The 15,272-nt window shown below is 45.0% G+C and carries 14 protein-coding genes; 11 read left to right on the top strand and 3 right to left on the bottom strand.

The features are described 5' to 3' along the window. Positions 1–104 precede the first annotated feature (104 nt). Positions 105–626 carry a PadR family transcriptional regulator gene (locus ACFQ3J_RS07995; RefSeq protein ID WP_251583878.1) on the top strand — a complete coding sequence of 174 codons (522 nt, stop codon included), beginning with the start codon at positions 105–107 and terminating at the stop codon, positions 624–626. A gap of 56 nt (positions 627–682) precedes the next feature. Here ACFQ3J_RS07995 and ACFQ3J_RS07990 read toward each other — a convergent pair whose 3' ends face one another. The 3 genes from ACFQ3J_RS07990 to ACFQ3J_RS07980 form a co-directional block, all read right to left on the bottom strand. Next, complete coding sequence (locus ACFQ3J_RS07990; protein ID WP_251583879.1) at positions 683–1,288, bottom strand: TetR/AcrR family transcriptional regulator; 606 nt, start codon at positions 1,286–1,288, stop codon at positions 683–685. A 17-nt stretch (positions 1,289–1,305) separates the two neighbouring features. After that, the gene (locus ACFQ3J_RS07985; RefSeq protein WP_251583880.1) at positions 1,306–2,205 is read right to left on the bottom strand and encodes a 3-hydroxyacyl-CoA dehydrogenase; all 900 of its coding nucleotides are present in this window, start codon (positions 2,203–2,205) and stop codon (positions 1,306–1,308) included. Positions 2,206–2,531: 326 nt separating this feature from the next. Continuing rightward, positions 2,532–3,296 carry a MerR family transcriptional regulator gene (locus ACFQ3J_RS07980; protein WP_251584059.1) on the bottom strand — a complete coding sequence of 255 codons (765 nt, stop codon included), beginning with the start codon at positions 3,294–3,296 and terminating at the stop codon, positions 2,532–2,534. 46 nt (positions 3,297–3,342) lie between these two features. On the opposite strand from ACFQ3J_RS07980, the gene ACFQ3J_RS07975 reads away from it, so the two are divergent. The 10 genes from ACFQ3J_RS07975 (at position 3,343) to ACFQ3J_RS07930 (ending at position 15,237) form a co-directional block, all read left to right on the top strand. Beyond that, complete coding sequence (locus tag ACFQ3J_RS07975) at positions 3,343–3,630, top strand: CPBP family intramembrane glutamic endopeptidase (RefSeq protein WP_251583881.1); 288 nt, start codon at positions 3,343–3,345, stop codon at positions 3,628–3,630. A gap of 143 nt (positions 3,631–3,773) precedes the next feature. Continuing rightward, positions 3,774–6,578 (top strand): sugar-binding domain-containing protein, encoded by a 2,805-nt coding sequence (locus tag ACFQ3J_RS07970; protein ID WP_251583882.1) that lies wholly within the window; start codon positions 3,774–3,776, stop codon positions 6,576–6,578. A gap of 180 nt (positions 6,579–6,758) precedes the next feature. After that, on the top strand, positions 6,759–7,202 hold the full coding sequence (locus ACFQ3J_RS07965; protein WP_251583883.1) for a hypothetical protein: 444 nt from the start codon (positions 6,759–6,761) through the stop codon (positions 7,200–7,202). A 61-nt stretch (positions 7,203–7,263) separates the two neighbouring features. Next, a complete protein-coding gene (locus ACFQ3J_RS07960) occupies positions 7,264–7,557 on the top strand; it encodes an ArsR/SmtB family transcription factor (RefSeq protein WP_091156019.1) in 294 nt (97 codons plus the stop codon). A gap of 130 nt (positions 7,558–7,687) precedes the next feature. Then, entirely contained in the window at positions 7,688–8,704 is a 1,017-nt protein-coding gene (locus tag ACFQ3J_RS07955) for an NADP-dependent oxidoreductase (protein ID WP_251583884.1), read from the top strand. A 319-nt stretch (positions 8,705–9,023) separates the two neighbouring features. Then, a complete protein-coding gene (locus tag ACFQ3J_RS07950; protein WP_251583885.1) occupies positions 9,024–10,475 on the top strand; it encodes an amino acid ABC transporter substrate-binding protein/permease in 1,452 nt (483 codons plus the stop codon). Beyond that, positions 10,468–11,196 (top strand): amino acid ABC transporter ATP-binding protein, encoded by a 729-nt coding sequence (locus tag ACFQ3J_RS07945; RefSeq protein ID WP_251583886.1) that lies wholly within the window; start codon positions 10,468–10,470, stop codon positions 11,194–11,196. The genes ACFQ3J_RS07950 and ACFQ3J_RS07945 overlap by 8 nt, the downstream gene beginning before the upstream one ends. Positions 11,197–11,422: 226 nt before the next feature. Further along, positions 11,423–12,607: an alanyl-tRNA editing protein gene (locus tag ACFQ3J_RS07940; RefSeq protein WP_251583887.1), complete on the top strand. Its 1,185-nt coding sequence runs from the start codon at positions 11,423–11,425 to the stop codon at positions 12,605–12,607. A gap of 928 nt (positions 12,608–13,535) precedes the next feature. Continuing rightward, the gene (locus ACFQ3J_RS07935; protein ID WP_251583888.1) at positions 13,536–14,102 is read left to right on the top strand and encodes an NADPH-dependent FMN reductase; all 567 of its coding nucleotides are present in this window, start codon (positions 13,536–13,538) and stop codon (positions 14,100–14,102) included. A gap of 277 nt (positions 14,103–14,379) precedes the next feature. Next, entirely contained in the window at positions 14,380–15,237 is an 858-nt protein-coding gene (locus ACFQ3J_RS07930) for an SDR family NAD(P)-dependent oxidoreductase (RefSeq protein ID WP_091156033.1), read from the top strand. Positions 15,238–15,272: the final 35 nt, after the last annotated feature.

Genomic DNA, 15,272 nt, shown 5'->3' with positions numbered 1-15,272 from the left:
ATCTCAGCTTTTTGTCGAATATGGGATTGAAGATGAAGCGGGTAATTGGTAAGCTTACAATACATTTGAGCACCAAGATACTAAACTATATAAGAGGTAACATTATGTACATAGAGCTGCTTATACTTATCCAGATTGAGGACTCACCTAAGCATGGTTATGAAATTAAGAAGGAAATCCAGAAGGATTTAGGATATTTGACCGATGTGAACAACAACATGCTGTATCCTGCATTACGAAAGTTTACGGAAGAAGGACTGGTCACGAAACGAATAAATGAACAGAGTGGAGGGCCTACTCAGTATATATATGAAATAACAGAGAATGGGAAGAGACGAATAACGGAGCTGGTCAATGCATTTACGGAGAGAGATGCGAGGCATCATTCGGAATTCTTGATCAGAGTGTCTTTATTCCGGTATATTTCACAGGATAAACGGCTGCGTATATTAAATATGAGAATGAAGGACCTTGAACAGCTCTTATTAAATCTAGAGGAAAGACTTGAGCAGCCTAACATTGATCATTACCGGGATCAAGTGTTGAAGGTATCTATCTCCAAGTTAAAGACGGAAATGAGCTGGATTAACAAATTAATTGAAACAGTAGGTAGAGAAGAAGAGTGAACTAATCTAAACATTCGTATTTTCTGTGTCAATCGATACAAGCAAAAGGCACGCATCTACTGCGTGCCTTTATTAATTCGTATGCCTTTAAGAATATATCCAATGGCTTGCTCCGAAGCTTCTTCTGGCGAATAATTCTTTACTATTGGATTTAGAAACGGATTGCTTAATGAGAATATCAAGGTTCCCATTACAAAATTAATGGTCATTTCTAATGACTCATATTCAACAATTCCGTTCTCCTTACAAGCCGTCAGAATCTGTCGAAGCTCATTCCATGAGGGGAGGAAAACATCGGTCATCAGATCGAGTCTCGGACTCTTCAAGAAGAGCTCTTGCTGAAGAATAGTGATCAGTTCGTGCTCCTCGTACCTGAATAAGACAAAGGATCTGCAAAAATCAGTCAGAGCAGCTAATGGCTTCGACAAGTCATATAGATGGTTCCGGGTTGTCTCCCTAATCGGATCAAACAAGGCGAAGAACACCTTCTCCTTACCGCCAAAATGATAGGACACGAGGGCCAGCGAAACGCCTGCTTCTTCACAGATTTGCCTGACCGTCGTCGCTTCATATCCTTGAGATGAGAACAGCTTCTTGGCTGCTTTTAGGATTTGCTCTTTCACATTTTTATTTTTTCCCTGGTCATCCTTCGCAAGGCTCATCAGATAATATACTCCTTTTAGCTTTTAAGGAAATCGGGATGCTCATAGCTTGGATTGGGATACTTGTAGAAGCCTTCTCCGGTTGCAACGCCAAGCTTGCCTTTGTCGATATATTCAGTCTTCAGCAGTTGAGCCACTTTTTCCAAAGTGGGATTACTCGTAGCCTTTGCTTTCGCAAGAACGATGTTATAGGCTGTATTTAGACCAACCACGTCAAGAATCGCAAAAGGTCCCTTCGGTGCGCCCGTACCGACCATCCAGGTTTTGTCGATTGTTTCCGGATCTGCAATCTCTTTAACCAACAGGAGCTCAGCTGCATCTAACAATGGAACAAGAAGTGAGTTGAGTATGTAGCCGGGCTGCTCCTTATGAAGCGGAAGGGCCACCATGCCGATGGCACGAGCAAATGCAATCACATCCTCGAACACCTTTTCATCTGTACCAGGATGCTTCATAATCTCTGCTGTATTGTTCTTCCAGATCTCATTAGCGAAGTGAAGGACGAGAAACTGACCTGGACGACCCGTTACTTCGGCAAACTGACTAGGCAGCAGAGTAGAAGAATTGGATGCAAAGATGGTATGTGCAGGTGCAGCTTCACCGAGTTTCTTGTAGAAATCCGTCTTAATCGGCACAATCTCTGGGATGGCTTCAATGACCAGGTCCGCGCTTGAAACGGCTGCACTGAGATCTGAGTTAAAGGATAGACGTTCGTAAGCAGCATCAACCTCCTGTTGACTCGCTCCCAAATCCTCCTGATAACGAGCTTTGAGCTTCGAGATCCGCTCCTTTGCTTTATCCAGGGCTTCATCATTAATATCATATACGGTTACTTGAAATCCATGGAATGCCGTTTGATAAGCAATTTGACTCCCTAATACACCACTGCCCGCTACACTAATATTTTTGTAGTTCATCTGAATCTCTCCTTCTAAGTTCATTCTAATTGGTTGATGGGACACATTATTTGAACATGTGTTTTGAACAAACGTTCAAATATATTGCATGGTTCTAAACTACTACTCTGTTCACAATTTGTCAACATTTATCGTGCTTCACTGTGATGAATTTAACTGGGAATACAACGCAAAAATCCAGAGGTAAACTTAATTTACCCTGGACTTCACGATTATAGTTATGCAGCATTTTATGTATAACATTTAGATTCATGAGTGCTGCTATTTTTTGGAATATGGTGTCGTTAAGTTAATAGCTATAGTCGATTGATTATTCTTTATGGAGACTATATAAAATTCTTGGTTTCATAATAAATAATTGCCTGCTCCATAAAAATGATCATTTCCTCTTTGATCGGATACAGATTTAGATCCGATGAAGCTTCCTCCGATCTCCTTGCTTCCCAGAACTTATCGGCAAGCTCCTTATTACCTTGAAACATTTCGTCAGATAGCAGAAGAGTATCCTCGGCAATGATTTGAGCATCGCGTGAACTTGGGTATTTATTCTCCTCCAGACAAATTTCGATTCGCTTAATCAAGTTAATCCATTTCGTCATATGAACAGGATCGTTCTCCATTTTTGGCAATTGATCTGTAAGAATAGTTTGTTCATCCGCTGTGAACCACTCCTCCATCACCTGTTTTTTTCTTCGTTTACGTTCCTCAGCTTCCTGTTCATTTGACAATAGTGGAAGCAGGAGGTCCCATTTGATCTCTGTTTGCAGCTTGGTCATGTTCATCAGTGTGTTCGTGTAATCGAGCGCCTGCTGTAAACGCTCAATATCATATTTAAGCTGGTCTCTATGAACATGCAGCGTTTTTTCGATGGATAATTGATTAATCAATTTCTTGATATCTTCGAGGGACATAGATGCAGACTTAAGCAGTAATACTTTTTCAAGCAGCAGCAAGTTTTCTGGTGTGTAGTGGCGTTTGCCATTTTCGTCTTTGTATGATGGCTGTACTAGCTCAATCTGATCATAATAACGAAGGGTGCGTAAAGATACATTTAGCTTTTTTGACACCATACCTGTTGATAAATAATTCATTAGCAAAACTGAAAGCCTTCAGCAGAATATGAGCTGGTTTACTTTAATGATCGGATTTGTCTCTGCGGTGATTGTATCACCGGTGTATGAAGAAATCTTTTATCGCGGATTTCTATACAAATGGTTTCGAGTTCAATGGGGAGTTAGCGCCGGATTAATTCTTAGCTCGATCGTCTTTACCATTGTTCATATTCCTACGTACAACACCTTACCCGTCAATTTTATATCCGGAGTCATTTGTGCATGGTGCTATGAGAAGACGGGATCGATTGTTCCTGCCATGATTGTTCATGGAGGGTTTAATGGGTTGGCTGTTATACTAACCGCGTTGTAGTCTGAATTGAAGTTTAAAAAATGTATAGTTTCAGCTTCATAATTTATCAATTGGATTCTGAAGCCTTATAAATGAAGCGTTATCATGATAGAATTGCATGTATTACATAGTTACAGAACGATTGGAGGGGGGAATAGAAATCAATGCTGCACAGAATGAATTTAGAAGGGGCTTGGAGTCTGCAGCTGGATGAGCAGAAGCACGGTCTTCAGCTGCCATTTGAGGATAGCATTACATTGCCGAATACGACATCCCATGCCAATAAAGGGAAGAAGAATACAGAGGTCAAAATCGGGTCATTAACCGATGAATATGCATTTGAAGGTTATGCTTGGTTTGCGAGAGAGGTTGAAGTTCCAGAGGAGCTTCAGGACAAGCCATGTTTTCTATTCTTGGAGCGAACACGTGTCACTACGGTATGGGTGGATGGAGAAGAGATGGGGACACAGAACAGTCTGAACACTCCGCACGTATATGATCTAACGGGTACCCTAAGCGAAGGGAAGCACACAATTACGATCCGTGTGGACAATACGAATTACCCGACCAAGGGTGGACATATGACTTCCGAGGATACACAGACCAACTGGAACGGAATTACGGGGCGAGTAGAGCTTCAATTCTACAGTCAAGATTATCTAGAGAACATTCAAACCTATACCGATCCGGTGAAAAAGACAGTTCACATCACAGCCCATCTTAACGGCAGATGGGATGCAGCACAGCTTCACATTTCGGCATGCAGCTCTAACACGGATATCAAGCATACGGTGAAGGAGCAAACATTTCAGTTAAGCTCGAATAACGTATCTGTCACTTATGAAATGGGTGAAGAAGCGCAGCTGTGGAGTGATCTGAAGCCTAATTTGTACGAGCTGAAGGTTGAGCTGAAAGCGGTTAGCGGAGAGGTGCTGGATTCTCATAACGTCTTGATCGGACTTCGGGAATTCAGAGCAGATGGAGATAAGTTTACAATCAATGGTAATAAAACATTTCTTCGCGGCAAGCATGATGGCTTGATCTTTCCGCTTACTGGCTACGCCCCAACGGATGTAGAGGAATGGCTGCGTATTATGACGATATCAAAATCGTATGGGATCAATCATTATCGCTTCCATACGTGCTGCCCGCCGGAAGCCGCCTTTATCGCTGCAGATATGCTGGGCATATATATGGAGCCTGAGCTTCCGTTCTGGGGGACCATCACGGATGAGACGCATGAACAGCATAATCAGGCGGAACAGGATTATTTAATTCGTGAAGGGTATGCAATGCTGCGTGAATTCGGTAATCATCCGTCATTTGTGATGATGTCGCTGGGTAATGAGCTATGGGGGAGCAAAGAGAGATTAAATGACATTTTGAAGCAGTATAAGGCCTACGATTCACGGCATTTGTATACGGAAGGCTCAAACAATTTTCAATTTGTACCTGTAATTCTGGAGGAAGATGACTTTTACTGTGGTGTACGCTTTTCCAAAGAACGCTTGTTCCGTGGCTCCTATGCCATGTGTGATGCTCCACTTGGACATGTTCAAACTGACTTCCCCGGCACGATGAAGGATTATGATGAACAGATCTGGCCGTCTGCAAAGCTTGATGATGGGGACAAGGAATCTGGTAATCAGTCGATCCAAATTCAATATGGAACCGAGATGCGTACTGTACAAGCTGAGACAGCAGAAGAGCAGCTGATCCCTCGCATTCCAGTCATTTCTCATGAGATCGGGCAATATGCAACCTATCCGAATTTTAAGGAGATCGAGAAGTACACAGGACCGCTCAAGGCGAAGAACTTTGAAGTATTCCGTACTCGTCTCGAAGCCAAGGGGTTAGGACATTTGGCCGAAGCTTATTTTGAGAACTCTGGAAAATTGGCCGTTGCCTGCTATAAGGAGGAACTAGAAGCCGCATTCCGGACCAAGAAGCTTGCAGGCTTTCAATTGCTCGATTTACAGGATTTCAGTGGACAAGGAACAGCTCTCGTCGGGGTTCTGGACGCCTTCATGGATTCCAAGGGACTTGTAACGCCCGAAGAGTGGAGGACATTTTGCTCGGATGCTGTTCTGTTGGCCCGTTTTGACCGCTATAATTATGAAGCCGGAGAGTCTTTTGAAGCTGATATCCAGCTGAGTTATTATAGGACTGACTCTTTAAATGGTAAGACGCTAAAATGGGAATTAATAAATAATGAAGATGTATTAGTCGAAGGAGAAATGGAAGTTTCGGTTGGACAAGATTTGAATTATATAAATATCGGCTCTATTCACACACAGCTGCCAAGCGTAACTTCTATGACTCAAGTCGTGCTGAAGCTCTCCATAGCAGGGACCGATATTTATAAGAACTATGATCTTTGGATATACCCGGTTCATCAAGAACTAGACTGGACAGGGACTCATTTGTTCCGAGAGCTTAATGATCAGGCAAAAGAGCTGCTTGAGCGTGGGGAAGATATTTTACTCCTTCCAGATCCGGCGTCATTGACTCATTCCATTGAAGGTACCTACAGTACAGACTTCTGGTGTTACCCTATGTTCCGTTCCATTTCAGAGAGTATGAATAAGCCTACGCCTGTTGGAACGATGGGATTATATATTGATAATAAGCATCCCGTGTTTGAGTCTTTCCCTACGGAGACACATTCCACCTATCCATGGTGGAGCATTGTCATGAATTCCAGGTCCATCGTATTGGACGATACGGTGCCGAAGCTCCAGCCCATCGTACAAACCATCGACAATTTCGAACGTAATCATAAGCTCAGCTTGCTGTTTGAAGCTCGTGTATTAAATGGCCGAGTTGTCGTCGGAACCTTTGATGATAAGGAGATCGCTCATACACCGGAAGGAAAACAATTCTTGAATAGCATCCTTCAGTATGTAAAAAGTGATGACTATCATCCGCAAATTCAATTACAATATGATGAGCTTGCAAGATTGCTGTAAGATTTACGAATTATTTCTTAATTTACATTCTATATCGATATGATCAAGGAATGAAGCCGCTCAAGCAGTGGCTTTATTTCTATTTATCCTTCTTTGCCTGTATTAATTGCTCATGTGCCTGACTCATAATCTCTCAAATTGAATAATCTATTAATATATCAAAATAGAGGTGATGTGATCATGAGCAGCCGATTGGTAGACATGAGAATTGCACAGGATAGTACTGTCGATGTGCCTGGTTTCACGTTAACTTCTTCAATGGGAGGATATGTATTTGGTAACATTGGATTACAGACCACATCGGTATCACCCCAAGAAGCCGGATATGTTAGAGTCATGTTAAACGCTTACTTGAGGCTGGCAGCACCCGGACCCAATGGACCTTTTACATCGGATGTTACCTTTCGAATTTACCGAAACGGGACACTCATATTTACAACTGTCAATCCAGGAACAGGGGACATAAATGAGATACGTTATGAAATGGTTGACATTACTGCCGTCGATTTTCCCCCAGTGCAAGATGTACTAGCTGGTCAAATACAATATATCATCGTCGTTTCGACAACCCGGGATGCTACATTAGGTGCCCGTTCATTTGCTGGAACTGCAGTAGTGGGTTAAGGGAGAGGCATCTTATTTGGTTTCATTGACAAAGATAAGGTTTAATAGGTAAGATAGTTCTATGACTATCAAACTATTGACGATGGATGATGAGAAGAGAGCGCGAATATTCAAGGCATTAGCTGAGAAGAAACGCATCGAGATTGTCCGTTACTTGCTCGATCGTCCTCAATTCAATAGCTGTGGAGAGATTGGAAGGACGCTTGGCATGGACAAATCCAACGTAACCTATCATCTGAAAATTATGAATGATGCTGAGCTGATTAAAGTCGTTAGAGAAGGACAGAATAAGAAGATACATTTAGTAAAGGATATGTTTAATACGGCAGTACCGGGTTTCTTGGATAGCCTGTAAGGCAGAAGAGAAACCCTTTAATTTGGAGTTATAGTTTGAAAGTTTTAAAACTTTACATTCCCGTATCTTTTTCACGTCCCGAGTTTAACGTAAACTGGGCACAATACTTAAGAAATGAGTGATATTCATTATGATGAACCGAAAGATCTTACTCCATTCAAGACCCCAAGGAATGCCGACAGAAGAAACATTTAAATTCGAAGAAGCACCTATACAAGAGCCAGCACAAGGTCAAGTGTTGGTTAAATCCATTTATTTGTCCGTGGACCCTTACATGCGCGGGCGAATGAATGATTCCAAATCCTATGTTCCCCCATATCCACTTGGAGAAGTGATTACAGGCGGAGTTGTTGGAGAAGTTATTGATTCACGATCCGATAAATTCAGCAAAGGTGATAAGGTATTAGGTATGCTTGGATGGCAGCTATATAATGTAGCGGAGGCTGACAAGCTCCAACAGATCGATGAGAAAATTGCGCCATTATCTGCCTATCTTAGTGTCATTGGCATGACAGGCTTGACGGCTTATTTTGGACTAATGGATATTGGTCGTCCCAAGGAAGGTGAGACGGTGGTCGTGTCTGGGGCAGCTGGAGCGGTCGGCTCCATTGTCGGACAAATTGCCAAAATTCAAGGTGCACATGTAGTCGGTATTGCAGGCTCGGATGAGAAAACATCCTGGCTCACGAAGGAGCTTGGATTTGATGCCGCAATTAACTATAAGACCACGTCTGATTTGAAAAAAGATCTTCAGCAGGCGTGCCCTAATGGGGTCGATGTGTACTTTGATAATGTTGGCGGCGATATTTCCGATGCGGTGATGACGGAGCTGAACGATTATGCACGTATTCCGCTATGCGGTGCCATCTCTGCATATAATGAAGAAGAAGGCGGCGATGTAGGACCACGTATTCTGACGAAGCTCATCAAGACACGCTCCATGATCAAAGGCTTTGTACTCGGGGATTATGCAGATCGCTTGCCTGAGGGAGCCAAAATGTTAGGACAATGGTTAGCAGAAGGTAAGCTCAAATATGAAGAAACGATCTTCGAAGGCTTCGACCGTGTTCCTGAAGCATTCCTGGAGCTGTTCCAGGGCACGAATATCGGCAAGATGCTTGTAAAAGTAGATACAGCTGAGAATTAAGACAGGAGAAAATTCGAGTCATCTTTACTGCTTAAGTGAGCAGTGGAGATGGCTTTTTTTGTGAGAATACTTCTGATTGAAGAATTATAACTGCGTTGTTAGTTGAAAGATGGTTCGGACTTTAAGATGGTGACCAAGCTGAATTGAATCGAATGCACAGGAGAGACGAATAATAACTGTACAAAAATTCATCGAATGATTATTTTCATGAGGCCAATAAAATTGTATAATAATCGTTACGTCTGTTAAAAAAGGAGTACGAGCTCCTTCCGTAAATCAGGTGTAACTATGAAAAAGAAGACCGTCAAGAGGAGGACATATGAAAACAACAAAGGTCTCATTTTTTATTCTGTCGCTGGTGCTGCTTCTAGTAACTGGCTTGTCCGGATGGGCGGGAGGTGCTTCAGCACAGTCGAATTCCGGAAAAACCTATGTGATTGGAACAGATATTACATTTGCCCCGTTTGAATTCCAAGATGTAAACGGTGAATTTGTCGGTATCGACATAGATCTGTTAGATGCGATCGCGAAGGATCAAAATTTCCAGTACGAAATTAAACCGTTAGGGTTTAATGCGGCAGTTCAAGCGCTTGAGTCGAATCAAGTCGACGGCGTTATTGCCGGTATGAGTATTACGGATGAGAGAAAACAGAAATTTGATTTCTCAGATTCCTATTTTGAATCCGGGGTTGTTATGGGTGTTGGTGCAAATAACGATACCATTCAGAGCTACGAAGATCTTAGAGGACAGAAAGTAGCTGTTAAGACCGGTACGGAAGGATACAGCTTCGCCGAGTCTATTTCTGAACAGTACGGCTTCAGTATTGTACCATTTGATGATTCCTCACAGATGTATGATGATGTAAAGACAGGCAACTCTGTTGCTACTTTTGAAGACTACCCGGTACTGGCTTATGGGGTAACTCAAAACAACGGTTTGAAGATTGTAACGGATAAGGAAGAGGGCGGTTCCTACGGTTTTGCGGTTAGCAAAGGGCAAAATCAAGAGCTGCTGCAAAAGTTTAATGCCGGACTCACGAACCTTAAAGCGAGCGGAGAGTATGATCAGATTCTCGCCAAATATCTGGGTGAAGGCGAAGGGGTACCTGCTCCAACCTTAAGTCGCGGCGAACTGATTCTGCAGTCAATCCCACCGTTGTTAAAAGGTCTTGGACAAACGCTGATCTATACGATTATATCCTTGTTCATTGCGTTTATTCTTGGATTGATCTTCGGACTCATGAAAGTCGGACAAAATAAAGCTTTGCGATTCATCGCAACGGTGTTCGTTGATTTATTCCGTGGTATACCACTTATCGTACTTGCCTTCTTTATTTACTTTGGTATTCCGCAGGCGTTTGGCTTTACAATGCCGCTGTACCTGGCTGCCATTCTGACACTTAGCTTGAATGCAGGTGCTTATGTAACAGAGATCATCCGCGGCGGGATTCAATCCATTGATCAAGGCCAAATGGAAGCTGCGCGTTCACTGGGACTGCCTTATCGCACATCCATGATGAAGATTGTCATTCCACAAGCGATTCGTGTAATGATTCCTTCGTTTATCAATCAGCTGGTTATTACACTCAAGGATACGTCGATTCTATCCGCGATTGGACTTGTCGAATTGACTCAATCCGGTAAAATCATTATCGCGAGAACCTTCGCTTCCTTTGATATCTGGTTGATCGTTGCGATCATGTATCTGGTTGTTATCACCATACTCACTAAAATTGCAAGCTCGCTGGAGGTGAAACGTAGTCGTGGGTAAAGTTCGTGTTGAAGGCTTGAAGAAAAGCTATGGCTCAAATGAAGTACTTAAGAACATTGATATGTCCGTCAACGAAGGTGAGGTTGTGTGTGTCATCGGTCCTTCCGGGTCAGGCAAGAGTACGCTCTTACGCTGCATTAACAAGCTCGAAGAAATTACGGCTGGACATGTGGTAGTAGACGATCAGGATCTTAGTGATCCCAAGACAGATATAAATAAGGCTCGAGAAAATATTGGGATGGTGTTCCAGCATTTTAATCTTTTTCCGCATTTTAATGTGATGAAGAACATCATGTTTGCTCCGATGGAGCTTGGTAAAATGAATGAGCAACAGGCACGTGAGACGGCTACACGCTTACTGCAGCGTGTCGGTCTGTCCGATAAAGCGGGGGCTTATCCAGCCGAATTATCAGGTGGTCAGAAGCAGCGGGTAGCGATTGCCCGCGCGCTTGCGATGAATCCGGATGTCATGCTGTTCGATGAACCGACTTCGGCGCTTGACCCTGAGATGGTGGGTGAAGTACTTGGCGTTATGAAGGACCTTGCTCGTGAAGGCATGACGATGATGATCGTTACTCATGAGATGGGCTTCGCACGTGAGGTTGCCGACCGGGTCATTTTCATGGATGGCGGTTATATCATTGAAGAGGGTACACCGGAGCAAGTATTCGGTAATCCGAAGCATGAGCGTACGATCAGCTTCTTGCAGAAAGTGCTCTAATGAATATTATGAACCTTCGAGGCTTGGCAGCCATTACCGCCAAGTGCTCGAAGGTTTTTTTATGGACAGCAAAAGACCTTGCTTCACGAATACCTTAATTGAAGGAAGGCGTGTATAATTAAACAAGCATGCTGCGGCTTGCGGATACATAGCACAGCTTCGGAGTATCCCTTACCCCTGGACTGTGGTAATAAATAACGATCGACAGAAGAAAGGAACTTCCTATATGACGAAGAAGCTTTACTATGACTCCCCTTATCTGACGCAATGGGAGACTCGTATAATACATACATGGCAGCAAGACGACTGCTATTATGTTGAGCTGGAAGAAACGGCTTTTTATCCTCATGGGGGAGGGCAGCCATGTGACATCGGGACAATACAGGGGATTCCGGTGCTGGATGTTGCTACCCATGGAGATCAGATTGTACACCAGGTTGAAGCCTTGCCGGAATCCAAAGAGGTCAGCTGCATAATTGATTGGGACGTTCGGTTTGATCATATGCAGCAGCACAGCGCTCAGCATCTGTTATCCGCTGTATGCCTTGAGCTCTATGAATGTCCTACACTAAGCTTTCATCTGGGTGCGGATTACTGCACGATTGATGTGGAAGCAGCTGAGCTGAGTAGAGACCAATTAAGCTCCATTGAGCAGGAAGCGAACCGTTATATCTACAAGAATCATCCTATTCATACTTATTGGGTGACCGAAGAGGAAGCGGCAAGGATCAAGCTTGTAAAGCAGCCCAAAGTGAAGGAGAACATCCGCATTGTAGAGATGAAAGATGTCGAATATAATGCCTGCGGCGGAACTCACGTATCCTCGACCGGTGAGATCGGAATGATCAAGCTGCTTAAGACAGAGAAGCAAAAAGGCAATACCCGAATTTATTTCATATCCGGCTATCGGGCTCTGAAGGAATTCAATATGTATGGGCAGATCATCAGCACTTTATCCTCCCGATTTAAATCAGGTAAGGAAGAGCTTACTGACCGTCTAATCCAGCTGGAGAACGAACATAAGCAGGTGCAGGCTGAGCTGGCTGTTCTTAAGGATCAAAATGATGACTATATGGCTCAGCAAATGATTCAGGATTTGGCAGATAAGGTTATTCATCACGTCTTCCCGGACAAGACACTTAAGGATCTGCAGAACCTGGCCAATAAAATAGCCGCGATGACGGAGCTGCCGGTTCTCCTTGCTTCAGCATCTGAGAACAAGGTCGTCCTCTGTCAGAACAAAGAAGCATCACCTTCCTGTGGGAAATTCTTCAAGGCTCACTTGGCAGGCTTCAACGGAAAAGGCGGCGGAAGTGACCTCATGGCACAAGCTGGGTTTACTAGCTGGGATGATGCAGCCGCATTCTATCATTTTGCTTCTCAAGAACTCACTGACCAAGGAGAAATCTAGCACTGTGCTGCTCAACTGCGTCAATTGCACATGCGTTTCTTTGCAGCCACACCGGATCATGGCGACCGGGATTGAACTGCGTAGTGACTTGCGGCCCAGAGATTACGCTGCCATCTTCCGCGCTCCGGGCCTGTGCCGGTAGTATTGATGGGCAGCGGTCTCGGCAGCGTTCCCATGGGTGATATCACCCGGGCAGCGAACGACTCGGTGCAAACCGTCGTACCCGCAAAATTACAGATCGAAACACTCACCGTGCCTCTCGTCGATGTCGAGAAGACCTGGAACGAGAACACTGGAAAATCACGGGTTGTCTTTGTCTTGAATTGATACCGTGCGCCGAAACGATCAACGTATGCGTTGTTGTGCCAGTCGCCTCGTTGACGAGGCAGGCATCGACTACTTCGCGGATGAGGAGATGCCTCCGTGTCCAGCCCAACGGCCAGAAGCTTGAGCGTTCAACAATGAAACGCAAGAGATCACCCCATTGTAATTCAATGGCTTGGTTGTTGAGCAAAGGAGGATTTTAACCTCGAAGCTGCCAAGCATCGCAGTACCATGATGTGGACCATACGCATCTCTGGCATTGCCATGTGCCAACACAAGAACGCTTGGTACGAAGAGACCGATCTGGACCTTTGAAGTCGTTGCTCTTGTCAGCCTGAGAATATCCTAATCATACATCTCTAGCGATGAGGATTTGAAAATTCCGGATCGTCATCGCTCCGTTTGTTATACCCAGGGGAAAATCCACCTAACCCCTTTTTTCGAACTCGAATGTTGAGAGGCTATGAATGGCGAACGCCATCTGCGAAACAGAAACAGAAACTATGTTTGCACAGAATCAGTATTTATGCTAAACTGATTCTGTGCTCAATCAGTAACAGGTGCACAGCTTGTAGAAGACGACATGAAAGGAGGAATACTAAATATGCTGAAAATCGCAATCGTTACTGGAAGCACCCGTCCAGGTCGTGTCAATGTCGATGTTGCAAAGTGGGTGTACAACCTCACAAAGGAACGTAAGGATGCCGAATTCGAGATTGTCGACATTGCCGATTATAACCTCCCGATGCTAGACGAACCGATGCCGTCGTCTACCGGACAACAATACGTTCATGAGCATACAAAAGCGTGGTCGAAGAAAATCAAGAGCTTTGATGCCTACATTTTCGTGGTGCCCGAGTACAACCATGGTCTATCTGGTGCGCTCAAGAATGCTATCGACTTTTTAACTCCTGAATGGTACAACAAGGCGGCCGCTTTCGTCAGTTATGGGGGCGTTGGAGGTGTACGCGCGGTGGAGCATCTGCGAAACGTGTTGGCATCTCAACATGTTGCTACCGTTTCGGCACAAGTGATGCTCTCGCTCTTCACGGATTTTGAAAACTTCACAACGTTCAAGCCACATCCACGGCATGATGCTGAAGTAGGGCCGTTGCTGGATCAAGTGATCGCCTGGGCTGGCGCTCTCAAGCCTCTCCGAACAGAGGCGTAACCGGGTTTCAAGCACCTAATTGAAGGAGCAAGGTAACCCCCAAAAGTGAAGAACAGCTGACGAAGCGGAGTCTGCATAAGCTAGAAAAGGCCTAGGCGCTAGGAGCCGAAGAAAGAAGCCCGCAAACGACGAAATGCCTCGGGGACGGTAGTAAGCACACATCGATCCGAGGATGAGTTGGGGTAGGGAAGAGATTTCAATCGAACTCGGAGAAAGTTGGTTCTCCCCGAGATAGCTATAGGGCTAGCCTAAAATAAGAGTATGGAGGTAGATCATTATGACTTCAAACAAAACACTTGTCGCCGCCGTAACCGGTGCAGGAAGAGGGCTCGGACGAGAGCTAGCTCTTGCCCTCGCGGCGAAAAATTACCGCGTTTTCGGCACAGCGAGATCGCAGACCGAAATCGATGAGTTGAAGGAAGCGACCGACGGTGCCGTCCAGCTCTCCCTCTGTGACATCACCGATGAACCTGCCGTCAAGCGCTGGACGCAGTCCGTCGTTTCGCAGACCGGCGGCGAACTGGATCTTCTTATCAACAACGCCGGCATCCTTTCCCCGGGGCCGGTGGAGTTCGTGCCACTTGGCGAAGTCCGGCGGGAGTTCGAGGTAAATGTGATCGGCTCCCTTTCAGTCATCAACAACTTCCTGCCGGCGCTGCGCAAAGCACGGGGACGGATCGTTCAGATCAGCACCATCACCGCGCGCCTGCCGTTACCGTTCAACGGGCCGTCTGGGGCGTCAAAAGCCGCGATCGAAGCCTTTGCGACTGTTTATCGCGCAGAACTCAAGCCGTTCGGTGTGGATGTCGTGGTCGTGGCCCCCGGCAACCTCAATACGACCGGATCGGTGACGAGTGCAGCCGCCCTTGCGAAATTCTCGAAAGAGATGACGCCCGAACAGCGTGAACTCTATGGAGAGAATTTTGATAAGTACGCGGCCATGTTCAACGAGATGCAAGCCAATGGCCTCGACCCGGTCATTGCCGCGAACCAGATCATCGCCATTTCAGAGCAGACGCCCGCGCCTGCCTATGCGACTGTCGGGCCCGATGCGGAACAGTTCATTCGGGTCGTTCGCGAGAAATCCGACGCCGAGCAGGACAAGTTCCGGCTCAATCTGTTCGGGCTGAACTGAACAATTTTACCTCAATTTCATAAAAGGAGAAACTA

Origin of the sequence: Paenibacillus provencensis (assembly GCF_042678545.1) — a bacterium.
Classification (GTDB): domain Bacteria; phylum Bacillota; class Bacilli; order Paenibacillales; family Paenibacillaceae; genus Paenibacillus; species Paenibacillus provencensis.
This window is presented reverse-complemented; position numbering and strand designations above follow the sequence as displayed.